At 28.7% G+C, this 24,718-nt stretch carries 24 protein-coding genes; 8 read left to right on the top strand and 16 right to left on the bottom strand.

What is annotated here, in order from left to right:
* Positions 1-3: 3 nt before the first annotated feature.
* Complete coding sequence (locus ACI48Q_RS03565) at positions 4-654, bottom strand: TetR/AcrR family transcriptional regulator (protein WP_474917669.1); 651 nt, start codon at positions 652-654, stop codon at positions 4-6.
* 150 nt (positions 655-804) lie between these two features.
* On the opposite strand from ACI48Q_RS03565, the gene ACI48Q_RS03560 reads away from it, so the two are divergent.
* The gene (locus ACI48Q_RS03560) at positions 805-1,665 is read left to right on the top strand and encodes a hypothetical protein (protein WP_474917668.1); all 861 of its coding nucleotides are present in this window, start codon (positions 805-807) and stop codon (positions 1,663-1,665) included.
* Positions 1,666-1,736: 71 nt separating this feature from the next.
* On the opposite strand, the gene ACI48Q_RS03555 is transcribed toward ACI48Q_RS03560, so the two are convergent.
* The 5 genes from ACI48Q_RS03555 to ACI48Q_RS03535 all read right to left on the bottom strand — a co-directional run bounded on the left by ACI48Q_RS03555 (position 1,737) and on the right by ACI48Q_RS03535 (position 7,229).
* Positions 1,737-3,752, bottom strand: a complete 2,016-nt coding sequence (locus tag ACI48Q_RS03555) for an FtsX-like permease family protein (protein ID WP_474917667.1) — start codon at positions 3,750-3,752, stop codon at positions 1,737-1,739.
* Positions 3,742-4,509 (bottom strand): ABC transporter ATP-binding protein, encoded by a 768-nt coding sequence (locus ACI48Q_RS03550; RefSeq protein ID WP_474917666.1) that lies wholly within the window; start codon positions 4,507-4,509, stop codon positions 3,742-3,744. Before ACI48Q_RS03550 ends, ACI48Q_RS03555 begins: the two co-directional genes overlap by 11 nt.
* Positions 4,510-4,641: 132 nt before the next feature.
* Positions 4,642-5,652: an ATP-binding protein gene (locus tag ACI48Q_RS03545; protein ID WP_474917665.1), complete on the bottom strand. Its 1,011-nt coding sequence runs from the start codon at positions 5,650-5,652 to the stop codon at positions 4,642-4,644.
* A complete protein-coding gene (locus ACI48Q_RS03540; protein WP_474917664.1) occupies positions 5,649-6,317 on the bottom strand; it encodes a response regulator transcription factor in 669 nt (222 codons plus the stop codon). Before ACI48Q_RS03540 ends, ACI48Q_RS03545 begins: the two co-directional genes overlap by 4 nt.
* Positions 6,318-6,494: 177 nt before the next feature.
* Positions 6,495-7,229, bottom strand: coding sequence for a hypothetical protein (locus ACI48Q_RS03535; RefSeq protein ID WP_474917663.1), 735 nt, complete (start codon positions 7,227-7,229; stop codon positions 6,495-6,497).
* A 349-nt stretch (positions 7,230-7,578) separates the two neighbouring features.
* Here ACI48Q_RS03535 and ACI48Q_RS03530 point away from each other — a divergent pair, with 349 nt between their 5' ends.
* Complete coding sequence (locus ACI48Q_RS03530; RefSeq protein WP_474917662.1) at positions 7,579-8,313, top strand: M15 family metallopeptidase; 735 nt, start codon at positions 7,579-7,581, stop codon at positions 8,311-8,313.
* 106 nt (positions 8,314-8,419) lie between these two features.
* Here ACI48Q_RS03530 and ACI48Q_RS03525 read toward each other — a convergent pair whose 3' ends face one another.
* The 5 genes from ACI48Q_RS03525 to ACI48Q_RS03505 form a co-directional block, all read right to left on the bottom strand.
* Positions 8,420-9,607, bottom strand: coding sequence for an MFS transporter (locus ACI48Q_RS03525; RefSeq protein WP_474917661.1), 1,188 nt, complete (start codon positions 9,605-9,607; stop codon positions 8,420-8,422).
* A gap of 6 nt (positions 9,608-9,613) precedes the next feature.
* On the bottom strand, positions 9,614-10,054 hold the full coding sequence (locus ACI48Q_RS03520) for a hypothetical protein (protein WP_474917660.1): 441 nt from the start codon (positions 10,052-10,054) through the stop codon (positions 9,614-9,616).
* The gene (locus tag ACI48Q_RS03515; RefSeq protein ID WP_474917659.1) at positions 10,054-10,497 is read right to left on the bottom strand and encodes a LytTR family DNA-binding domain-containing protein; all 444 of its coding nucleotides are present in this window, start codon (positions 10,495-10,497) and stop codon (positions 10,054-10,056) included. Before ACI48Q_RS03515 ends, ACI48Q_RS03520 begins: the two co-directional genes overlap by 1 nt.
* A gap of 299 nt (positions 10,498-10,796) precedes the next feature.
* The gene (locus tag ACI48Q_RS03510; protein WP_474917658.1) at positions 10,797-12,269 is read right to left on the bottom strand and encodes a phytoene desaturase family protein; all 1,473 of its coding nucleotides are present in this window, start codon (positions 12,267-12,269) and stop codon (positions 10,797-10,799) included.
* Between the two features lie 3 nt (positions 12,270-12,272).
* Positions 12,273-12,914: an undecaprenyl diphosphate synthase family protein gene (locus tag ACI48Q_RS03505; RefSeq protein ID WP_474917657.1), complete on the bottom strand. Its 642-nt coding sequence runs from the start codon at positions 12,912-12,914 to the stop codon at positions 12,273-12,275.
* Positions 12,915-13,250: 336 nt separating this feature from the next.
* Between ACI48Q_RS03505 and ACI48Q_RS03500 the strand changes: the two genes are divergently transcribed.
* The gene (locus ACI48Q_RS03500) at positions 13,251-14,939 is read left to right on the top strand and encodes a methyl-accepting chemotaxis protein (RefSeq protein WP_474917656.1); all 1,689 of its coding nucleotides are present in this window, start codon (positions 13,251-13,253) and stop codon (positions 14,937-14,939) included.
* A 53-nt stretch (positions 14,940-14,992) separates the two neighbouring features.
* Complete coding sequence (locus ACI48Q_RS03495) at positions 14,993-15,502, top strand: N-acetyltransferase family protein (RefSeq protein ID WP_474917655.1); 510 nt, start codon at positions 14,993-14,995, stop codon at positions 15,500-15,502.
* Between the two features lie 71 nt (positions 15,503-15,573).
* Here ACI48Q_RS03495 and ACI48Q_RS03490 read toward each other — a convergent pair whose 3' ends face one another.
* A complete protein-coding gene (locus ACI48Q_RS03490) occupies positions 15,574-16,557 on the bottom strand; it encodes a diaminopimelate dehydrogenase (RefSeq protein WP_474917654.1) in 984 nt (327 codons plus the stop codon).
* 290 nt (positions 16,558-16,847) lie between these two features.
* Positions 16,848-18,065, bottom strand: a complete 1,218-nt coding sequence (locus tag ACI48Q_RS03485) for a MerR family transcriptional regulator (RefSeq protein WP_474917653.1) — start codon at positions 18,063-18,065, stop codon at positions 16,848-16,850.
* Positions 18,066-18,232: 167 nt separating this feature from the next.
* Here ACI48Q_RS03485 and ACI48Q_RS03480 point away from each other — a divergent pair, with 167 nt between their 5' ends.
* Positions 18,233-19,015 carry a nitroreductase family protein gene (locus tag ACI48Q_RS03480; RefSeq protein ID WP_474917652.1) on the top strand — a complete coding sequence of 261 codons (783 nt, stop codon included), beginning with the start codon at positions 18,233-18,235 and terminating at the stop codon, positions 19,013-19,015.
* A gap of 36 nt (positions 19,016-19,051) precedes the next feature.
* On the opposite strand, the gene ACI48Q_RS03475 is transcribed toward ACI48Q_RS03480, so the two are convergent.
* From ACI48Q_RS03475 to ACI48Q_RS03465, 3 genes are all read right to left on the bottom strand, one after another.
* Positions 19,052-20,014: a TRM11 family SAM-dependent methyltransferase gene (locus ACI48Q_RS03475; RefSeq protein WP_474917651.1), complete on the bottom strand. Its 963-nt coding sequence runs from the start codon at positions 20,012-20,014 to the stop codon at positions 19,052-19,054.
* Between the two features lie 454 nt (positions 20,015-20,468).
* Positions 20,469-20,912: a DUF2383 domain-containing protein gene (locus tag ACI48Q_RS03470; protein WP_474917650.1), complete on the bottom strand. Its 444-nt coding sequence runs from the start codon at positions 20,910-20,912 to the stop codon at positions 20,469-20,471.
* A 101-nt stretch (positions 20,913-21,013) separates the two neighbouring features.
* Entirely contained in the window at positions 21,014-22,669 is a 1,656-nt protein-coding gene (locus ACI48Q_RS03465; protein WP_474917649.1) for a SulP family inorganic anion transporter, read from the bottom strand.
* 453 nt (positions 22,670-23,122) lie between these two features.
* Between ACI48Q_RS03465 and ACI48Q_RS03460 the strand changes: the two genes are divergently transcribed.
* The 3 genes from ACI48Q_RS03460 to ACI48Q_RS03450 all read left to right on the top strand — a co-directional run bounded on the left by ACI48Q_RS03460 (position 23,123) and on the right by ACI48Q_RS03450 (position 24,512).
* On the top strand, positions 23,123-23,494 hold the full coding sequence (locus tag ACI48Q_RS03460; protein ID WP_474917648.1) for a hypothetical protein: 372 nt from the start codon (positions 23,123-23,125) through the stop codon (positions 23,492-23,494).
* Positions 23,495-23,620: 126 nt separating this feature from the next.
* On the top strand, positions 23,621-24,196 hold the full coding sequence (locus ACI48Q_RS03455; RefSeq protein ID WP_474917647.1) for a GDSL-type esterase/lipase family protein: 576 nt from the start codon (positions 23,621-23,623) through the stop codon (positions 24,194-24,196).
* 46 nt (positions 24,197-24,242) lie between these two features.
* Positions 24,243-24,512, top strand: a complete 270-nt coding sequence (locus ACI48Q_RS03450) for a hypothetical protein (protein WP_474917646.1) — start codon at positions 24,243-24,245, stop codon at positions 24,510-24,512.
* Positions 24,513-24,718 lie beyond the last annotated feature (206 nt).

Raw genomic sequence — 24,718 nt, 5'->3', positions numbered from 1 at the left:
ATATTAATTTTGTACTCTACTGCTTCTTATCTCAGTATTTTCTATGATATTTTTTTCTTCCAAAGTATTAAAATAATCTAAAAATTTAGGAATCCCCTCTTTTAATAATTCATAATATACTTTTTCTATATCTTCAATATTAGCTGCATTTGCATTTAATAATAGTTGCATAACAACTCCATCAATTGCACCTATAAGTAAAGATGCTATTGCTCTTCTATATTTAGTTGGATAATTTTCATATAACTTTATCATCAGTTCTTCTGTTTCACTTATCCATTGGTCATATTTAATTCTAAATTTTTCTTTTAACTTTTCGTCTCCTAGCATAGCCTCTTTAGCTAGATAAAACTGTATGCTATTCTCATCCTTCTTTTTAAATCTTTCAATTACATTTTCGTATATCTCATCAATGACTTCTTTTTTTCTTACTTTATTATTTTTAAGCTTACTTGAAATTTGTGAAGACATAGAAAGACTTCTATCCATCACATCGTATAGTACTTCTTCCTTACTACTATAATAATGATATATTGCTCCTGTGCTCACTCCAGCTTCTTCAGCTATAGACCTTATAGTAGCACCATTTATTCCACTTCTACTTATCACCACTCTAGCAGCCTCAATGATTTTTTCCTTTCCCTCTTTTGCCATTAAAACTCTCCTCCATATATGACCTTACCTTTAATTATATCATAATTAACTTAATTCTCAGATTGGTATTACACGTTTACATTTGTGGTAATATTTGTTATAATCATGGAGACCGAACAATTGTTATGTTTTGAAGGAGGATTTATAATTATGAACATTGCACCATTTCAATATGCAATTTCTATGGTCTTATATTTTACACTATTAATATTTATTGTGGAAATCATGAGAAAACATTATAAGTTTGCTAATTTATTTTGGATTGCATCTCTTCTGACTTTTCCACTGTGGCTTATGGGAGGAGTAGTAGGATGGTTTCGTTGGGCTAAAATATTAAGTGTTATTATTCCAACTATATTTGTAGGCTTTTATAGAATTGCTAATTATGAAAAACGTGAAGGCAAAATTTGGACTTCATTACAAAAAAACTGGGGTCTTTGGATATTGTACGGAGTGCTATTCCTGAATATAATGGAAGCTACCATTAAAGATTTCACCATGGGTAATATATTTAATGCTATGTGTGGATTCCTATTATGTGTCACCATTCCATTTCCAGCTAAGTTTTGGAAAATTTCTGAAGAAAAGCATGGCGACTTAATTTGCTATACTACAATCGGTTGGAACTTCTTATATACAACTTGGAACCTTTGCTTTGTATATGCTGAGACCCCTGTTTATTTTGCAAGTTCAGTATGTATTTTACTAGCAGCTGAATTATATCCTATATTTAAAAAGCGTCCAGAATTATATGTAACAGCACGAGTTTATACCTTAGCAACTCACCTCTTAATTCGTGCCTGTGCACCTAATCTATTTCCTTCTACTATGAATGCTGCTTCATGGTTTAATCCTGAAGTCATGAAATATTGGGGAATATTTAACTTTATTTTAATTGTTCCTTACGTATTCTGGCATATGTGGCAACTTCACACTGGCAAATCGGACTTTAGCTTTAAACGTACCTCTGCTCCTCTCCGTGGAGAAAATTTAGTTGAAACCAATAGATAACTTATATAAAAAAAGATGTCTTGAAAAATTTCAAAACATCTTTTTACTATTTTAATTATTGAACATAAAGTTTAGCTATTCTTAACCATAGCCTTATATCCAACATAGGTTGCATAAAAGTATCCACCATAAACTACAACTAATACTAAGGCTGTTATCATGGAAGATGTTCCTATATCTGGCTTACCATATGCAACAAGAAAATCATTAGCTACACTTATTCCAACTACTGAATGGACTAATGCTAATACTAGTGGTAACATAAAATATATGAAAATCTGAACAAATATGGTCTTATTAATCATCTTTTCAGACGCACCTATTCTCCTAAGAGCGTTATATCTTTCGGCGCTATCACTAGCCTCAGATAATTGTTGAAGGGCTAATATTGCGGCACTAGCTATTAAAAATATAATACCTATATATATTCCTACATATAAAACTATTACACTCATACCTTTAAAGTCTTCCTGTAACTGAATCTTAGTATATCCATTTATGAATCCATATTCATCATAATCTATGCCGACATCTTTAAATAAACTAAAAAGTTCTCTAAACTTTTTCTCTGATGCTTCTTTATCTCCTTGAAAATTCACATTCATAATAGCTTCAATTGGAGTTATACCTTCAACTACTTCATCAGATACTATCAAAGTTAGCATATTACTACTAAAACCTGTAGAGGATGTTGAAGCTGTTATAACTTCCTCGTTTTTTATTATATAAACTTTATCCTTTATCTTTACGTTTTTTTCGTTTTCCATAAACTTTTTAACCATTGGTAAAATTATGTCATTATTAGAAGTAACTAAAACTTCATTATTCTTTAAATCTACAGAGCTTTCACCCTTTAATTCTCTAATCTTATTATATTCAGATATTTTTATAGCACTAACATTAAATTTAGAGGAATTATCATCTAAATTTTTCTTAAAATTCTCTTCTGCATAGTTACCTATTAAATCTTTTATTCTAGTATCAATTATGTATTCATTATAGAATCCATAATTCTCCGAATTATCAAATTGAAAATTTAACTTTTTCAAACTTTCTTCAATGCTTATTATAGATTGTTCTTCATTTATATACATAGTTGCTGATGCGTCAAATGGAGTGCTATTAGCTAAGGCCTTCTCCATTCCATTTTTAAGACTTAATCCTGTAGATAAAATTCCTATAGTTAAAAATAACATAAGGCATATTACCGTCATAGATATAAAGTTAGTATTGATTTTATTGTTTATTTGCCTCAAAATAAATATATTCAATTTATTTAAATACACCTTTTTACTTTTTTGCATTACACAAAGAGTAAAACCAGCTAAACTAAAAAAGCATAACAATGTACCTATAACTCCTAATAATATAGATATCCAAAACATACTATTTTTTGGATTTAAACCTATTTTTTTTACTAAACTATATGCAGCCACTAAGAAGATTACTGATAATAGAAATATTATAATGGAAATTATTGGATTTTTAATACTTATACTTTCATTTTTCTTTGAAGCATTTATCATATCTATCAACTTATATTTAGAAATAACAAAGGTGTTAAATATCATTACCAAAATAAATATTATTCCAAAATATAATATAGTTTTAGTAATAGCACCCATGGATATGATAAATTTATATTCACTCATACTCACCTCAAATAATTTTGAAGTAAATACTGATAATCCTTGAGATACTATTATTCCTATTCCTAATCCCACAATTAATGATATAATTCCTATTATAAAGGTTTCAACCACTAGTATTTTAGATATCTTATTCTTACCCATTCCTAAAGTCATATATATACCTAATTCTTTTTTACGTTTCTTAATTAAAAAATTATTAGCATATATAATTAATCCTCCTAGTATCATGGACACAAATACTGATACTCCTCCAAGTAATGAGTTTAATATATTTATGTATTGTGCTTGCCTACTCCCCATTTCGGTTATGGCTTTTTGAGAACCTACGGAGTTAAAGCTATAGAATATACATACTGCAAAAGTTAATGTTAAAAAATAAATAGTATAATCCTTAAAACTTCTTTTTACATTGTTTATAGCTATCTTAGAATACATCGCTAGCGTCACCTCCAAGAAGTGTTACTACTTCAATAATTCTATTAAAAAATTCTCTTCTTGAATCATTTCCTCTAACTAATTCATTAAATATCTTTCCATCCTTAATAAAAAGTATCCTATGTGCATAACTAGCAGTAAAAGCATCATGAGTAACCATTAATATAGTAGCCTCTAAATCCACGTTTAGCTTTTCAAAAGAATCTAAAAGTAACCTTGAAGACTTAGAATCTAACGCTCCTGTAGGTTCATCAGCTAATATGAGCGACGGATTAGTTATTATTGCCCTTGCTGATGCAACTCTCTGTTTTTGACCTCCTGACATTTGATATGGATATTTGTTTAACACATCTGTAATTCCTAAATCTTTAGCTACATTTTTTATTAATTTGTCTATTTCCCTGTGATTTCTTCCTTGTATTGTCAGTGCTAGTGCTATATTTTCATAAGCCGTTAGAGTGTCTAATAAATTAAAGTCTTGGAATATAAATCCTAATTCATCTCTTCTAAACTTTTCTAGATTTTTTGACTTTAACTTGGTTATATCCTTATTATTTATGATTATATGGCCTGTGGTTACATTATCTATAGTTGAGATACAATTAAGCAATGTGGTTTTACCACTACCTGAAGGGCCCATTATTCCAAGAAATTCCCCTTTATCTACACTAAAATTTATATTATCTATAGCCTTTGTTACATTTCCCTTATTACCATAATATTTCTCTATATTCTCTACCTTTAATATGTTTTTCATACTAATCTCCTCCCTTGTCTATCTTACAGCATTATTTTATCGCTTTATTATACTTTTACATATTCACTTAGCTTTCATTAGGGTTACAATTTTGTAAGATAAGGTGGAATTATTTAATGTTAAACTCATAAATTATAATATAGTAACTTTTCCTATTGGAAAAATAACATTTACTTTAGTTCCCTCTCCATAGATTGATTTAATCTCTATTCCTAAACCTAACTTATCACAGAGTTTTTTACAAAGATAAAGTCCCATACCAGTAGACTTCCCGTAAACTCTTCCATTTTCTCCTGTAAATCCTTTTTGAAAAACTCTATTTACATCTTTCTCTACTATTCCTATACCATTATCTTCAATGGTAACTACAATATTATTTTCATTCTTAACTGAATAAATAGTTACTTTTCCACTATTACTTTTAGAGTATTTTATAGCATTACTTATAAGTTGATTAAATATAAATTCTATCCACTTCATATCACTATATACTGTACCATCTATTTCTTCTAAACATAGACTTATTTTCTTGTTTATAAAATCTCTAGAGTTTCTTTTTACAGTGTTCATAATTGCAGATTTTAATGAGAACTCCCTTACAATGTAGTCCTTACTTACATTATTACTCCTTGAATAATATAAAACTTGTTCAATAAATTCTTCTATCCTCTTGATTTCTTGGTTTATACTATCAGTAGTAGAATTTTTATTATTCTCTATAATTAATCTAGTAGATGCAATAGGGGTTTTTATCTCATGAACCCAAGTTTCTATATATTCTCTATACTCTAGTTCAAGATTTTTATAGAAATTTACATGCTCATGCATATCTTTATTACATTCTTGTATTATATCAAATAAAAACTCACCTTCTAAAAATTCTGGCCTCTCTATTACTTCAGTTAGTAGATATTTTTTATCTAAACCTTCTAAAAGCTCTTTTACTTCATCATAATACTTCTTATGCTTTAAAAATTCTATGACCATATATGTTATTATTGGTGCAAACCATATTATAAAAATTAGAAATATAATTCCACTGCCTATCTCTAGCATTATCATCAAAATTACGAGAAATATAATTATACAAAGGTTTATAATTAAAAATGGCAATCTTTCTTTAAAATAATCTCTTGTTCTCATGGCATTATATATCCTAATCCCCTCCTAGTTTCTATAGGCTTTTCCATGCCTATTTCCTCAAGCTTTTTTCTTAGTCTTGTAATATTAACTGATAATGTATTATCGTCTACAAATATATCTGAACTCCACAAATACTCCATTAGGTCTTCTCTAGCTACTATATTCCCTTTATTTTTTATTAAATGTGAAAGTATTTTTAACTCGTTTTTAGTTAATTCTAAAGTATTCTCTTTATAAGTAATACTCCCATTTGCAAGATTTAATTTTAAATCTCCATAGGATAAACTTTCTTGGATATTAGTACCATAAGCTCTTTTCAATAAATTTGAAATTCTAGCTAAAAGTATTTGAGTATTATAAGGCTTAGCTATGAAATCATCAGCTCCTAAATTCATACTCATTAACTCATCCACATCGCTATCTCTACTGGTGACTATAATTATAGGTATTTCAGATTTTTTTCTAACTTCCCTACATATATAATATCCATCAAATACAGGTAAATTTATATCCAATAATATCAAGTCCCCATTATATTTTTCTATATCCTCCACTATATTATTAAAATCTGTTGGAGCATAAACTTCATAACCATATCTCGTTAAAAAGGTTTTTAATTCTTCTCTTATATTTTCTGTATCTTCAATAATTATAATTTTCTTCATCATGTCCTCCTTATTTTAAAATCTATAATCATAATAATTATTTCAATGGCTTAGTAAATTAATTATAACTTATAATATCTAATATTATTTACTATTTTAGTTCAAATACATATAGTAAATGATAAAAAGTCAATACTCAACTATAATCTTTCATTGAGTATTGACCTTTTTTAATTTTTACTCTTTATCAACAGGTTTTTTCTCACTTTTCTCTACTTTTGATTCATTTCCTTTCTCAGTCTTTGTATTCTTCTCTTTCTCTATATTAAATTCTGTTGTATCTTTCTCTTTTTCTTTTTCTTTTTCTTTTGAACCATTAACTTTTTTATTTGATTTACCTATCTCTACATTAATTCTGTTTTCTAGTCCATATATTCCCTTCTGTAGCTTTTCTTTTTGCTTTGAAACAAATGCTCCAGGGCTTTTAACATCTTGCAAATATCCGAGTTCCACCTTCATATTTGCTTTAGTAACCTTCATATCATGTGTATTATCTAAATGTTGCTTTGCCGCTATCAATTCTTTAAGACTATCTGCTACTATTACTCCATTATTCTCTTCTTCTTTATGTTTTTCACTTTCCTGCTTTCTTTTCTCTACTTCTTCCTTAAGCTTTTCCAATTCTTTTTCTTTTTCTATTAGCTTAGCTTGGTATATTTGTTCTTCTATTTCACTTATTTGTTTGTTTATTTCTTCCATCTTAAACTTTTTCTCTTCTGGAGTCATCTCTTCCTGCTGTAATTTTTCTTTTTGTTTTAATAAGTTTTCTTTTGTCTTTTCCAATGCTTGCATCATAGCATTATTTTTACCTGGCTTTATAGTTAAGCTCTTAATATTATTTTTTTCTTCTTCATTATTTTTATTAAAAGCCATATTATAGCTATTTCTGTTGCTCACCGCAGAAATATTCATATCTTATTCCTCCTTAAAATCTTAATACTATAATATTCGTAAAGTTTCATGAATTGTTTAGCATAATATTTTAAAGTTTCAATATTTTTACATGAATTTTACTGTATAATCATTAGATAATATATACAAATCTTCCTAATGTATTTAAAATTATATACATATATTCATAAAATCAACAATAGGATATTTTATCAAAAGTTCCTAAAACTTAAGGATACCATGAAAACTTCTACTGATAGAGGGCTTGATTTAGAGAAACATAAAGTTATGATTGATTTTTCAAATCAATTTTATGATGAATGGAATGGAGTAAAATAAATCACTAAAATTTTTCGAAAGAAGGTTGCTCATGAAGAAATTATTGTTTATCACCCTTTTAATATTAATTATTATCCTCGGATCATCTTATCTTTTATCCAATAAGGAAAGACATATTGACAATAATATCAATTCCTCTTTAAATATAGATAATTTTAAAGAAGAAGTTCTCCCATCATCGGAGATTAGTTTAGATGAAACAGCTGAAGTTTTTGAAATAAATCCTATATCAGAAGATATTTATAATAAAATCTATGGTAAGTCTTGGACCGAGAATGCTCCTATATCCATCGAATCTTTAAGCCATGTAACCGTTACTTATTGGGGTTTTGATAATAAATCACACCTTGGTGAACTAATTGTAAATGCCTCTGTTGGAGAAGACATTAAAAATATCTTTAAAGAACTTTATGATGCTAAATATCCTATAGATAAAATTAAACTTATTGATGAATATGATGCTAATGATGAAGCTTCCATGAAAGACAATAATACCTCCTCCTTCTGTTTCAGACCACAGACAAGTTCCTCAAAATTATCACTTCATAGCTATGGTCTTGCTATAGATATAAATCCTCTTCAAAACCCTTATACAAAGGGAGATATAATACAACCTAAAAATGCTATAGAATATGTAGATAGATCTACTTATAAGAAAGGTATGATTCTTAAAGATGATCCTTGCTATAAAGCTTTTATTAGTAGAGGATGGACATGGGGTGGTGAATGGAAAGGTGTTAAAGACTATCAACATTTCGAAAAATAAATACCATGTTATTCGGTAGTGTAGAATGTATGGTATTTAAATATTGGGCTTTGTTTTAATATGTAGTTTTAAAATCAACAACAATTTAAAACAAACCCAAATATTTTCATTTAATACTTGATATTTTCTTACAACCTTCAACCATGTTGTAAAAAAATCCAAAAGCTAACATACCACTAAATATCAATATAATTCCGTTTATATAAAAAGGTGCACTATAACTTATTTTTTCATACAAATATCCGCCCAGTATAGGTCCTATTACTCCACCTAAACTAATTATTGCTGTATAAACTCCATACATCTTTCCTCTCTCATTATCGCCGTTAAAATCTGTAAATAATGCTCCTTCTGCTGGCATAGTCAATAAGGAACCTATGGAATCTATTCCTAATATAACTGCTAACAATATAAGCGTAGCCACTTGTGGAATAAACATAGATATTATTCCTGAAATAATTATACCTACCACCATAGGTATTACCCTTCCATATTTATCACTTATTTTTCCAAGTTTTGAAGCCAAATTAGCCTCTATAATTACAGTTGGCAAAAAAGCTAAGGCTAATTTTCCTATATCATTAGTAAATTTATCTTGCAGATATATGATTAATATGGGACTTAACATAGAAACTGAAGTAGCTGTAATAAATATTATAATAAATAGCTTTATCATATTTACTGAAATTCTTTCAGCTTTCATTTTCTCTGTAGCTTTATGAACTTTTGTTTCAGGTATATCCCTAATTGTAATAATTGCTGCCACTATTGATGCTATAGCATATATTTTAAATAAAATTTCCCATCCTTTTACTAATGGCATGTTTGACAATAATATAAATCCAATTATGATACCATAAATTGACCCTCTTGTACTGTATTCCCTTAATTTTCCTAGTTTCTCTCCTTTATCATTTATAGATAAATCCATAATTATATTATAAGTAGATATTCCAATTAAAGCTGAAGCTATAGCTTGTATAACTCTACCCAAATATAAAATATAGATATTTGCCGCTATAGAGAAAATATAAAATGAAATGGCGTAACATAGTAGTGAAGACACTAATACTAATTTTCTTCCTTTTTTATCTACTATAATTCCTATAATAGGCCTTAAAAATAAAATAATAAAAGAAAAAACTGAAAATAATCCACCAATCTCAACTGCACTCATATTAAGCCTTTTGCTATATATAGGTAATATAAAGGACATTATCCCGAAAGCTAAAGAATTTAATATAATAGGTTTTTGAAGTTTGCTCACCTTAAAGGTTTCTTGGTTTTTTATCATAGAAAATCACTCCATATCTTTATAAATTTTCTCTTTAACTTTATTTAATTTACTATTTAACTCCTTCACTTCATATTTATGTTTAACTCTGTAAATTAAAGTTATTATTACATATATAAAAGTGTATATTGATATTACTTTTATCCACAGCAATAAATCCCATTCTTTTATGTTATTAAATTGGATTAGTTGAGAAAATAAGATATATAAAAAAAAGCATGTTATAAAATGCATTACTACTTTTATCCAATATTGTTTTTTTGTAAGATTCTTATCAGTAAAATATATATATTCCATCATAACTATCATTCCCGAAATTATTAGATTTCCCCATAGTGATAATGTACTAATAGTTTCTTTTCTCATTGATATCACTATGATTATTGCAGTGAATATCATAGAGACTTTATATAATGCATTAATAATATTAATTTTTTTAATCTCCATTACTCCCAGTCCTCCAATACTTCCTTTAACTTTTTTACATATTTCCTTGATATGTATACTTGCTCTTGGTTCTCCATTATAGCTATTATACTTCTATTAATTTGTGGATTTAGTTCACTTATTTTAACTATATTTATTATGGTAGATTTATTACATCTAAAAAAATACTTACTAGATAAAAGCTCCTCAAACTCATATAGTTTAAGCTTTATTTCTAGTACAGATTTTTCCAAGTATATAAATACTCTATTATCTACGCTTTCTACATAAAAAATATCCTTTGAATCTATAAAATATGATTTATTGTCCTTATATGCCAATAAATGCTTATCCTCTTCTAAAATTTTATTTATTAATGCATCTATCTTTTTATCTTTTTTATTACATTTTATAATAATTTCAGTCTCTTCAAATTTTTCATCTTCCTCAACATTTATTCTCACACTACATCCTCCCATCACTTCTCTTTCCTTAATTAAACTGTACTCTAATCACACCTGTATATCAATCCTTTACATAGTATGTGGTCACATTAGTCATCTAAGGTGCCAAGTCCATCAACTCTTTATAATATAGAGCTATACTTTAAGCTATTTACACTCTAAATTTAATTTCTATATTTAACTATTTTATTCCTGTTTAGTATCAACAATATATTAAATCATAGTCAACTATTCTTATAGATAATAACTATAATTCTATGGAAATATCAACAAAAAAAGCACCACAGTAAAGTTGGTGCTCACCTATTATATATTTCATCGCATAAAAGTTTACTTCCTAAAAGTACTAAAGATGCACCTGTTCCTGGATGCACAGAATCTCCTACAAAATATAAACCTTTCACATCGGAATTCTTAATTTGGGGTCTAAGAAAGGCTGATTGATTTAAGTTATGACTAATTCCAAACCCATTTCCCTCATAACAATTAAATCTTTCCTGTAAATCTACTGGAGTTAAATAGCTCTCATATTCTATATTTTCTTCTATGTCTTCTAACCCTTTTACCTTCTTTAAAATGCTTAAGATATTTGCTCTTAATTCTTTAATGGTGGCACTACTCCACTTAACATCTACCTTTAAAAGATTAGGCACTCTAACTATCACACTAATAGCTTCCTTTCCTTCTGGTGCCATTGTTTTGTCTATAGCCGATGGACAATATAAGTACAGTGAAGGCTGACTTGGTATATCTCCTTCAAAAGGTGCACTTATATTCTCTTTAAAATCTACTCCTAAAAATATATTATGTACTTTTAAACAGGTATATTTCTTTTTTAATCCTAGATATAAAATAAATGCAGAGCATGAATACTCCATATTATTAATTTTCTTAGTTGGATAATCTTTTTTATATTCATTATTTTTTATAAAATTATCCATAGAATAGGAGAAATCACTATTACATATAATTATATCACCTTGATTCTGCCATTTATCTGTTATTATTTCCTTTACCTTTTCATTCTCTATAATAATTTCTTTACACTCAGTTTCTAATTCTATTTCTCCTCCATTTTCTCTTATATACTTTTCTAATAAATTTATATAAGAGTACATTCCTCCTTTAATATACCATAGTCCCTTTATTGCAGAAATGGCAGGAATTATTGTATATATATTGGAGCCTTCATAAGGATTTACCCCTATGTACATAGATTGGAAAGCTAGAAATGTTCTTAACTTTTCACTTTCAACAAACTTAGAGATATATTCATAGGAATTAGTCAATATATGTGCTTTAAATGCTCCAATAAAAGTAGAAGGATTTAAAATATCTCCTATATAACAAAAACTTCGGCTTAGAAAATAATCATAGGTTACGTTGTACTTTTCATATCCATCAGATAAAAATCGTAAATATCCCTCTCCATCTTTACTATAGATTTTCTCAATCTGTTCCAATGTTGGTTCTAAGTCTGTGTAAAAATCTATAGAACTTCCTTCCCAAAAATTAGCTCTATAATTTGGTTCTATCTTAATAAACTCTAAGCTTAGTCCTAATTCTTCTAATAAATCTATATACATATCTGGCATCATAACTATAGATGCAGTTAAGTCGAAAGTGAAACCACTTTCCTTAATGATTCCTATCCTCCCCCCAACTTCTTTATTTTTCTCAATAATCTTTACACTATATCCTTTGCTTAATAATCTAGCTGCAGTGGCGAGTCCCCCTATACCTGCTCCAATTATTATAGCCTTTTTCCCCATCCTCTAGCCTCCTAATGTTATATCTTGCTCCCCATACCAATTTAATGCATTATAAAAATGATCTTCTCTAAAATCTGGCCATAGATCATCTATGACATAAAAATCAGCATAAACAGATTGAATAGGTAGAAATCCACTTAATCTTCTTCTTCCACCCCAACGAATTATTAAATCTAACCGTGAAACATCTTTAGATTCAAGATATTCTGCTAAAATACTAGTTCCTTTTTCTCCATTTTTTAAACTTTCTAGATCATGCTTCCAACTATAGTTAACTAAGAAGTTGACCTTCATTCCGCCTTTACCAAATACTGTTCTCTTTGTATAAGGCAAAAGTTCCTTAGGAAACATAGGTGATTTTGTATTTCCTAGAACCAAAATCTCACAATCTTCATCAGAAATCAAATTAACAGCTCTAATGCAAGCCTCAGTAAAGGCCCTTCTTTGCTCTGCGGGTCTTTTTGTATTGTCTGTAGTAAAGCCATACATAGTTAGCTCCTGTATTCCTGATTTTTGACATAATTTAAATAGTTGTAATCCTGGATCTATGCCTAAATCATACCCTTTATCCTTAGTTAGCCCTTGACCTTGAGCCCATCTTCTATTTCCATCTGGAATTACTCCTATATGACTTGGTAATCTCATACTAACACCTCTTAATTTAAAATAGGAAGGCCCCTCACTAAGAAGAACCTTCCTATTTAGTATGTGCAGTTTTTTTCAATATATTATACATTGTGATATAAATTCCCTAATAACTATGTATCACTTCAATTTAGAATAGTAAGTTTCTTATTTGAGATTTTTAAAAGATGTTCTTATAATTTATTATTTAATTGAATTAACCATGTCCAAAGTCTACTTAGAAATTTTGTCTGAAAATATAAAACTTTGTCATGTTGTACCGATAATCAAAATATAACAATTATTATGTGAATTATTATCTATTTCACTTCAATTTATTATAAAGGAGGACTTTTGGTGAACAAATTGGGCAAAAAAATACTTAGAAAAACTTTAACTATATGTATATTATCTATGATGGTTTTGATTCTAAGTAATGTATTCGTCTTTACTCACGAATTCAAAAATATTCAAAGACAAACTTTAGCAACCATGGATGATGCAATAAAATTAATCAAAGCTGAGGATTTTGAGGACCTTATAAAGGATAACTCAACAAAAAATCCAAAGTATAAAGAGGTAAAGACTAAATTAAATGAATTTAAAGATAGTAGTAGCATTAAATTTATTTATGCTGTGTATAAAAATAATGATAAAGTAGAAATTCTAGTGGATGGCATATATGATGATTCTACTAAAGGCTTAAATTATGAATATGATGATAAATTTAAAAAAGTATTTGGCGGCGAAACCTTAACCTCAGATGCTACCAAAGGAACCTATGTGAATAATTGGATTATAACCACCTATGAGCCAATTGTAAACTCTAACGGTGAAGTTGTGGCTGCATTATGTGTTGAAAATGACGTAACAAACCTACTCTCAACTAGAAATAATTTATTTCTAATAATTATAATAATATCTATAATTCTTATTATTGCTTATATTTTTATGACATTAAAAATATCCAAAGATTTAAGCAAAGGTATAACTCAGCTGATTCACAGTTTAAGTAAAATGTCAGAAGGAGATTTAAGCAATGACATAGTTGTGAAAACCGGAGATGAAATTGAGGATATCGGAAATCACATTAATAATTTTAGATTGAAATTTGTATCCATAGTTAAAATTATAATGAATTCTACAGATAAAGAAGTAGCTTATGTGGATGATTTATCTGCTACCAGTGAAGAATTAGCTGCATCCTCTGAAGAAGTTACTGCTACTATTCAGAGTATATCAGATAGCATGAGTATTCAATCTAATAATATGGATAACATTAACTCTATTTTAGATGACTTTAATTCAACAATTAACTATGCTACAGATTCTGTAAATAAGGTGAATAGCACTCTGGAAACCATGAATTCTAAAGTGGTATATAGTAATAAAGATTTAATACTACTTCAAGGTTCTACAGAAGAAATTAGTACTTCTTTTAAATATATGAGTATTAAAATAGAAGGATTGAATGATCTTCTTAATAAAATTGGAAATATAACTAACTTAATTGACGGCATTGCAGACCAAACTAATCTATTGGCGTTAAATGCTTCCATAGAGGCTGCTAGAGTTGGTGAAGCTGGTCGCGGATTTACTGTTGTTGCAAATGAAGTTAGAAAATTAGCTGAGGAAGTTAAGGCTTCATCTCTTAATATAAATAATCTACTTTTAGATGTAACCCAAGAAAGTCAATCTGTTATGGAAACTTCTGAAACTATGAATGTAAAATTAACTAATCAGAATGAAATAATAGATAAATCTATTGAATCTTTTAAAGAGGTTATTGAAGATATTCAGGTACTAATACCTGAAATTAATGATATAAATGTAAATATGAATAATATCAATAAAGAAAAAGAAGGTATTATAGAGAAGGTTGAAACAACTAAAGATATCTCTAATTCTGTATCAAATTCATCAGAAGAGATTGTAATGTCTTCTGAAGAGGTAAGTAAAACCTCTATGAATGTAGCTTCCATATCTCAAGATTTACATGCTACATGCCAAGATAAGCTTGAAGCTGTCAGACAATTTAAAATATAAGCTTATATTTGTGATATAATTATCTATATTATTAAACTAAGGGGGTTAATTAAATGGATAAATTGATAGAAACTAATGTTGCTAATTATACTTTAAGATTAGCTGAGGAAAAAGATATACCACTAATATTAAAATTTATTAAAGAACTAGCAGATTATGAAAAACTATTACATGAGGTAGTAGCTACTGAGGAAATTCTTAGGGAGTCCTTATTTGTAAGAAAAGCTGCTGAAGTTGTAATTGGTGAATATAAAGGAGAACCCGTAAGCTTTGCATTATTTTTCCATAATTTCTCTACATTCTTAGGACGACCTGGGGTTTATCTAGAGGACTTATATGTAAGACCTGAAATGAGAGGCAAAGGCCTTGGAAAAACCCTCCTTGCTTTCCTTGCTCATTTAGCAAAAGAAAGGAACTGTGGAAGACTTGAATGGTGGTGTATTGATTGGAATGAACCTTCTATTAATTTTTATAAGAGTTTAGGTGCAATTCCAATGGATGAATGGACTGTATATAGAGTTTGTGATGATGCACTAACTAATTTAGCTGAAGAATTTAAATAAAAAATACCTATATAATTTTATTTCCTTTGGAAAGAGCTAATGAATAAATTTCACTAGCTCTTTTCTAAATTCTATAATAATTCTCTGATTAATCTTTCTCTATCTGATTCATATAAATATGCAACAGGCACATCATATACAGTTTTTGCACCCTTTTGACCTTCTTCTTTCATTCTATATGCAGCCCTAGCATATGCCACTAAAATGCTTGAAGTAAATTCTGGATTACTCTGAGTTCTTAGAGATAATTCAATTATATGCTTATTTCCTCCCCCTGTAACCGCAGATCTTAATACATATCCTCCATGATACATCCCAGAGTGGTTTTCTTTAAGTTCATCTTCATCTATAAAATTTACAATAGTCTCGTAATTTTCAAAATAATGCGGCATAGTTTTTATTTCATTTTCTATTTTATTCACATCTACTCCTTCTTCTATTACTACAAAACACTCTCTTATATGCTTGTCTCTAGTATCTAATATCGGATTTTCACCACGCCTAACTCTATACAGTGCTTCATCTACAGGAATAGTGTATTGAACCGCATTTTTAACTCCCTTAACTCTTCTAATGGCATCTGAATGTCCTTGACTTACTCCTCTACCCCAAAATGTATAATCTTTTCCATTTGGCAAGTAACACTCCGTCATTGCTCTTATAATGGAGAATAGTCCAGGATCCCATCCTCCACCAATGATGGATATATTTCCTGAGGCTCTTGCTACATTATTCATTCTTTCATAATATTCATATATCTTTGTATGGTTATCATAGCTATCTACTGTATTATAGTATTTAGAAATGTTTGGGCCTTGCACAGGCAAATCTGTAGCTGAACCACCACATAATATCATAACATCAATTTTACCTATATATTTCTCTATGTTCGATATACTTTCTACCTTTGCATTAGAATTTTTAGGACAAATTTCATATGGATTTCTTCTCGTAAAAATAGCGTATAGTTCCATATCTTGATTTTCTTTAATTACCTCTTCTACTCCCTTACCAAGATTTCCATATCCAACAACACCAATTTTTATTTTATTCATCTTATTAATATCCTCCTCAGTATATCTACATGCTATCAATTACTTGACTATCCTTAGAGCAAATTCACCTCTAAAGCAACATCATCATAATTTATAATATGCACACTTACATATAATTGAGCATAAATTCATAAGATATATAAAAATAAGTATAAAACAGAATAAGATTCTGATTCATACTTATTAAACATAAAAATTCATTTAGATTTTTCCAGTAATTTCCTCATCCTTTTTCAGCTGTTCTCATGACTTTATCTACTGAAATCTCAGCTTATTTCTTAAACTATTCTCTATGACTTTTTAATAGCTTTCCATGTCCATAGGTAAATCTCATCTTTATGATTATGAAATGCTAAAGCATGACCTGTGTTTTTTATACCTTTCCACTCCTTATGTTCCGTTATAGCAAATCCAAGGAGTTGAAGATACGTTATTAGGTTATCCTCTAGAAAATATCTCCTACTTTCCTCTCTAATGTTTCTTAAGGAGTCAACATTCTTTTTATATCCAAAATATGCTCCAATATACTTACAATCTTTTTTTAAATAAGGAGACCAAAACTCCATATATCCGTAATTTTCATTGAGAAATCTAAAACTTGTAGCATATCCATCAATAATCAAATCTATTGATGAATATTTTATAGGCATTTCCTTAATTCCTGCCACAAATATGATGTTTTTTAAATTTGTACTATTACTTAACAAGAATTGCTTATGCTTTACATCCTGAAAACTATTTCCTGTAATTATATAAAGCGTATCTTCTCTGATTAAATTTATTATTTTACTTGTTATTAACGTTATATCTCCATCTAAGTCTAAAACTACTTTATTTATAAGAGCTTCTTCACATACCTTAGCATATATATAATTTGAAGTTTTCCTAAGCATAGATATTAATTCTGGTTCAATATTAGATAGATTAGATTCAATTAAGCAATGTGGCTTCTCTCCATCATGTTCTATATTTTCACATAATATAATCCCCTCTTTAATACACCCCACATATCCACAACTACATTTCATTGTACCTTCTATTATAGTTTCACCTGTTATACTTGAATTAAATATATCCAATCCCTGACCACACTTAGGACACGCCAGATAGTTAATAAATTTTATGTTTATTCCCATTTTGCATTTATTATCAATAGAGCGTCCTTTAAAACTCATTGGTAATTTATCTATATCCTTTATCTTCTTCTCTAATTTATTTTTTTTATCTATAAGCTCCTGCTTCTTATTTTTAATTATATATTGAAAATTTTCTTGACTTTCCTCTTCATTGACTCCTACCAATCTAATAAAGGATAAAATTCTTAAAATTTCACTTAAGGAAAATTCATAGCTCTTCAAGTTTATTATCTTATCCATATCTTCTATGCATTGATTATTATAATCATAATAATTTCCTATCCTTTCAGGAATAAGTAATCCTAGATCAGTATAATATCGTATGGTCTCTTTATTCATATCATATCTTTTCGCAAATTCACTAACCTTCATCAACACTCACTCCTTTAGCCTAATTATAATATATCTAAATTAAAATCTGTAGTATACTACGCGATATTTTATTTTTTATGTAAAATATGTAGTTGACATGGAGGTATGTGGATATTCAATAATATAAATAGAGTACTATGTACCTTATTTAAAAGGAGATGATTTCATTGAATTCTACATTAAACCTATTAAATAATAGAATGTCTTTAAGAAAATATGCTGATATTCCCATTTCAGAGGAACATATGGATTTAATACTAGAAAGCACCTTAAGAGCTCCTACTGCTGGGAATATGATGATGTATTCTATATTGGTAATTAAAGATGAAGAAAAAAAGAAGCAGCTAAGCATTACCTGTGACAATCAACCCTTTATCGCAAAAGCATCTGTAATCCTTATATTTCTTGCAGATATGGAACGCTTATATGGATATTTTGATAAATGCAATGTTAAAGAGTTTTGTGATAAAAATAATTTTAAATATACAGAACCTGATCTATCTAAATTATTTTTAAGCACTGGAGATGCACTAATTGCTGCTCAAAACGCAGTGATTGCTGCAGAATCTGTTGGTGTAGGTTCCTGCTATATTGGAGATATAGTAGAGAACTATGAAATTCATAAAAAAATTCTTAACTTACCTAATTGGGTATTCCCAATTTCTATGCTTTGCATGGGGTATTACCCTGAAAATACCACTAGAATATTAAGCCCTAGATTTGACAGAAAATATATAGTATTTGATGAAGAATATAAAAATCTAACTTCTGAAGAATATGACCACATGTATAAAGATTTAGAAAAAAAAGTTACTTCTCATAATGTATATGGAGCTGAAAATTTTGGTCAACTCCTTTATGGAAGAAAATTTAGTGGAGATTGTTCAAGTGAGATGGAGCGCTCCCTAGAAGTTATGATAAATCACTGGAAAAAAGGTAAACATGATTAATTCCAAATAATGTAATGACCCCTGGGGTCGTTACATTTATTCACATATATTAATGTACCTTTTGAAGCCTCCTTTTAATACTGTGCAGCCATCTATTATTTTGAATCCCGAAGAAACTATGATGTGATTCATATCCTCAAAGGTTATAATAATCGCCTTATCGGCAATTCTCCTAGCTGTTTTTATTATATCTCTTTGCTCCTCTAAGGTTGTAGGTGAAAACACGCCATACGGAATATCCACAATAGCTACTTGAAAATGTTCTTGTATATTATGCATATCTCCAATAGTTATAACATCCTTATATTTAAGGAACTCTAAATTTTTCTTGGCATTTCTCCCTATCTGTGGATTAATTTCATATCCTTTAATATTTAAATTTAGTGAAAGCGCTTCAATAACTACAGTACCTATACCACAACAAGGGTCAATTATTGTGGTATCTATTTCATTTCCTACAGCAATATTGACAAGTGCTCTAGATACTCTCATGCTTAATCCATTAGAATAGGAATAAGGTTTTTTATCATGTCTATGCCACCTATAATCATTTTTCCTATACTCACCAAATATCCATACTCCATGAACCTTTGACAGAGCTAAAGTTATTTCCGGATTGTGAACACTAGCATCTCCTATAATTTCGAAACCTATATCATTTAAGGCTTTCATCCTCTCCTTATATTCGATATCTACATCAATTTTCAGGAAAATCATCTTGAATTTTTGGTAAGATACTCTATCTAACTTAATTCTATCTATAATCTCATTAAGGCAAGTTCCCTTATATATAACTTTTATTCCTTCTTTTATAAAAGGACTCCTCGAAATATCTATATCTAAATTTGAAAATAAATATTTCTCATGTGGAATCACATTAAAGATATATTTCATCTCCATTTTACATAATTCTTCATGATATGTTGGATAGTTAATTACATAGAAATAATCCTTCTCCTCATTATTGAGAACTTCATCTTTTAATATGGTTTTATTCATAAAAAACTCCTTTATTACATTTTTTTCTTATTCATCTTTTCCATAAGCTATGTACCCATAAAATTATTAGTTTGTCCATAAACATTTTTTATTGTTATAATGAGCATCAGACTTCATAAAATGCACTATCTCTTTTATTAAACTTACCTACAGAGAAATCCTTTATTTTATTTCAAAATATATATTTATTTATATATCATTAAATAACCCTATGTTTTTATTATAATATTTTATAAAAGAAAAGACTTTAAATGAAGGCTTAAAATTGAATAATAGATATGATCCAAATATAATAAGTTATACTAAATTTTTAGATGCCTAATAAAAAAGAGATCTCAAAATCACTTTTAAGTGAAATCTTAACATATACTTACAACGTAGATTTATATCTCGTTTTACGTATATGATTCATAAACTTCTACTTAAATTTACTTTGAGAAATCTCTTCTTTTCATTATTTGTATTTAACCATAAGCTGTTCTATATGTCTTAAATGATTATCATAATCCTTAACAACACCATTCATCTCTTCCTTAATATTCTGGGGTAAAATAGTATGCTCATTCAAAAACTTATTGCCTTGCTTTATTCCCATTTCCATAGCTTGAACAGCGTGCTCACATACTTCTAAATCACTATCTACAGAAAGTAGTTTTAATTTCTCCCAAAAATCAGCCATAGTTCCCATTACACCTATGGTATCTGTTGGCGCTCCTCCCATATGTTCAATTATATTAGTTATAGCTTCCTCATGATTTTTAAAAGATTCTATTATGTGCTTTAATTCTTCCTTTAATTCTTTATCTTGAGCCTTGTTCAGATACTCTCTAAAACTAGCTGCTCCCATATGTATTCCTTTTAAAAACTTATTTACTTCCTGTGTTAATTGCATATCCATAAAATCACCTCATTGGATATGATTTGTTATTCAATATAATTTTATACATATTTAAACTTATAATATTTTAAAATAGTGTCAATTTTGATTAAATATTATACCTATACTACTTCCAAGTTTTTTATATATTCATAGGCACCAGCTATGCATTGTTTTCTACTTCCAAACAACGAGTCCTTATCCAATTCCTCCATAAAACCTATATTTTCAAGGGCTTTTTTAGGTTCATCATGTAAATTTGTTAAGAAGATTCTTATGTTATTTTTTTTACACTTCTTATGAAACTTTTTCAAACTATGCATAGCACTTGCATCTAATATATTTACTCTATCCATATCCAGTATCAGAGCCTCGGTTGAAGGTTTTAGATCTTTAAGTATTCTATTAAACTCATGAACTACTCCAAAAAATAATGGACCATTAACTTGATAAATTACCAGCTTTTCTTTACATATATTCACAATCTCATATGCGCCATTATCAAGTTCATTCTCTTTAGTAAGTCTTTGTACATTAGTAGCCTCTGCGATTTTCTTCATAAATAAAAACATAGACAATACCATTCCAATTTCTATAGCAATTACCAAATCAAAAACCACAGTTAATACAAAGGTCAATACTAGGACAACTACATCGCCCTTTGGTGCCTTAAGTAGTCCCTTAAATGTTGACCATTCTCCCATGTTATAAGAAACAACTACTAAAACTGCCGCCAATGCTGACATTGGAATCATCTTAGCTAATGGCATAAATATCATCATAATTAAAAGCAACACCACAGCATGAATCATTCCTGAAATAGGAGTTCTTCCTCCATTTTTAACATTTGCAGCAGTTCTTGCAATTGCTCCTGTTGCAGGTATTCCTCCGAAAAGAGCTGAAGCTATATTTCCAAACCCTTGAGCTATTAACTCCATATTGGAATCATGTTTGTCCTCTATCATTCCATCTGCAACAACTGCTGATAGTAATGATTCTATTGCTGCTAAAATAGCAATAGTCATAGCTGGCTGAAATAATCCTTTAATGGTATTTAAATTCATTGATGGTAATGTAGGTACTGGTATTGATGAAGATATTTGTTGAAATCTACTCCCAATTGTGTCTACTGGAAGATTAAATAGACTTACCATTAAGGTAGATACTACTAATGCTACTAATGAACCTGGTATGGTTTTATTTATTTTAGGCCATAAAACAATGATTCCGATGCATAATATTCCTATGGCAAATGTTAAGAAATGAAGAGTACTAATATGAGTAAAATAACTTGAAACTTTAGGAATAAATTCTGCTGGAACATTCTCTATGTTAAGTCCTAGCAGATCCTTAAGCTGTGTACATAGCAAAGTTACAGCTATCCCACTTGTAAATCCTACTGTAATAGTTTGAGGAACATACTTAATTAAAGATCCTAATTTGAAAAGACCCATTATAATCAACATAACACCAGCCATCATAGTGGCTGTGATAAGTCCAGTTATTCCATAAGTCTGAACGATGGTATAAACTATTACAACAAAAGCTCCTGTTGGACCTCCTATTTGAACCCTACTTCCTCCTAATAGTGATATTACAAATCCTGCTACAATTGCAGTAATCAATCCTTTTTCGGGAGATACACCCGAGGATATCCCTAAGGCTATAGATAATGGTAGGGCTATTATAGCAACAATAATTCCTGCTATAATATCATTTATTATTTGTTTTTTAGTTACTTCTTTGTTCTTTATAACCGCTAATATTTTAGGTTTCATGTAAAAACTTCCTTTCAATTGTAATGTATACCATATAATATGTTAATACATGTCCATGTAAACATCAAGGATAAAGAAGGTTAAAGTTTATGACGTATCATTGCTAAATCATAGACATAATGACAAATTGAACTAATTATTTCTTTCTTATTTTTATTTTCATTGATAAAATAAATCTCTACAGGTAATAAAGCATAGTGCTTATTTATAACATCACATCCATTGCTGATAAGTTCTCTAACAAATATATCCTTATCAGAATATAACCACTTTTAATGATTGGCATAATATTTCAGTTTAATAATTCACAACTTTGTAGACATTTCTTAAACTTTTTTATAATTCTGTTAAATAATTAGTATTCATTTGCAAATACTAATTATTACTGGTATCATTAAGGGTAATACTTTACAGCAATTGGAATTAATATATTTTGAAAGGGAGTGGATTGTTATGATGGTAAAACTTACTGTTAGAAGCATTGTAAATTTAGGTCTATGGAGTAGGCTATGCGAGTACAAAGGTTGGGATAAACATATAATTAGAGAAGGTCTCATCTCTCTTGATAGTGAGGTCGAATTCGATGATGAATTTTTAAAAAGTGATGTAGTTCCAATAGATCAAGCAAAGATATTTTTATTTAGTATAACTAATGATAAAGCTATATACTGTGGAACTTTATTAGCTAGAGATTTGGATGATGCTAAACTTAGAATTAATACTATTCATGAATCTGTAACTATAAATAGTATTCAAGAAATAGATAAAGATCATTTATACAATATGAAAAATAAACATATGGTAATTGCTAGAATACCAGTTTAAACATGTCCTATTGTTAGCCACCTGCAAATTAAAGCGGTGGTTTTTATTATTTAATTGAAAAATAGCATTATAGGTTAGTTATAGTTTTGATTAATTCTACTTAAATATTACTATAGGGAGGTTTTTATGAATAAAATAGCTTTGATGGGAGATAGCTTAACCTTTGGATATGGAGTACAAAATAATAAAAGCTTTGCCTCCTTATTACAAGAGGAATTTACAGAAATAGAAATACTAAATTGTGGAATTTGTGGTAATACTACCACAGATATGATGATTAGATTTACTGAAAATGTAATCTGTAAATCTCCAAGCCTCATAATTCTTCTTGGTGGAAGTAATGATTTATTATGTAATAGACCTTTTTCCAGAATTATTGAAAATTTTGAGATAATGCTAAAGGATGCTATTTTAAACAATATCAACATTGTACTATTGTCTCCACCACCTATAATTACTGAATTAGCTAAAGAACATTGGGACAGTAATTGTGATTATTCACACATAAACTCTCTATTATCAAAATTACAAAAATATCTTTACTCTCTATCTAATAAATACAAAATCCCTTTTATAAATCTATGGGATAATTTTGAAAGCTATAATGAGAAAAACTTACTCTATACAGATGGAGTACATTTAAGTGTTCTTGGAAATAAAGTTGTATTTAATTTAATCAGAGATTATATAAAAAGTATATAACCTCTAATCCTTGAAATAATATAAGTATAAAGGAGTGATTAATATTATGGATTTAAGAGCAGAGAATTCTTTAGTTTGTCCTAAATGTCACAGAAAAAATTTTGAAATAAAAAAGAAAGCCACCTATGTATATACCTATAATGTAGATTCTAATAATCTTCAAGCGGAAATTCTAGAAACAGCTGAATCTCCTTACCTCTTTGATAACCGTGAAAAGGTCAGTGAGAGTAAGTACATTGTATGTAAGAGTTGTGGCGAGAGTTATTCATTCTTTGTAAACAAAGATGATGAGAAGCTAACTATTACATTAGTATAATAAAAGGGAAGTATGATATATAATCATAACTTCCCTAATTAACGCCCTTTTGAAACAGCCATTCTTTTATTTTCTATATCAAATCATATCATATATACTACCTTATTTCATATTAGTTATATTATATACCCTCCTTATGTTGAATAATTACATTTTTGATAATATAATTAAATATAGTATTTTATTTAATTATGTTAAAAAGAGGG

It is taken from the genome of Clostridium sp. LXY-7 (assembly GCF_056172015.1).
The sequence above is the reverse complement of the archived record's forward strand: the minus strand, read 5'-3'. Positions and strand labels throughout refer to the sequence as shown.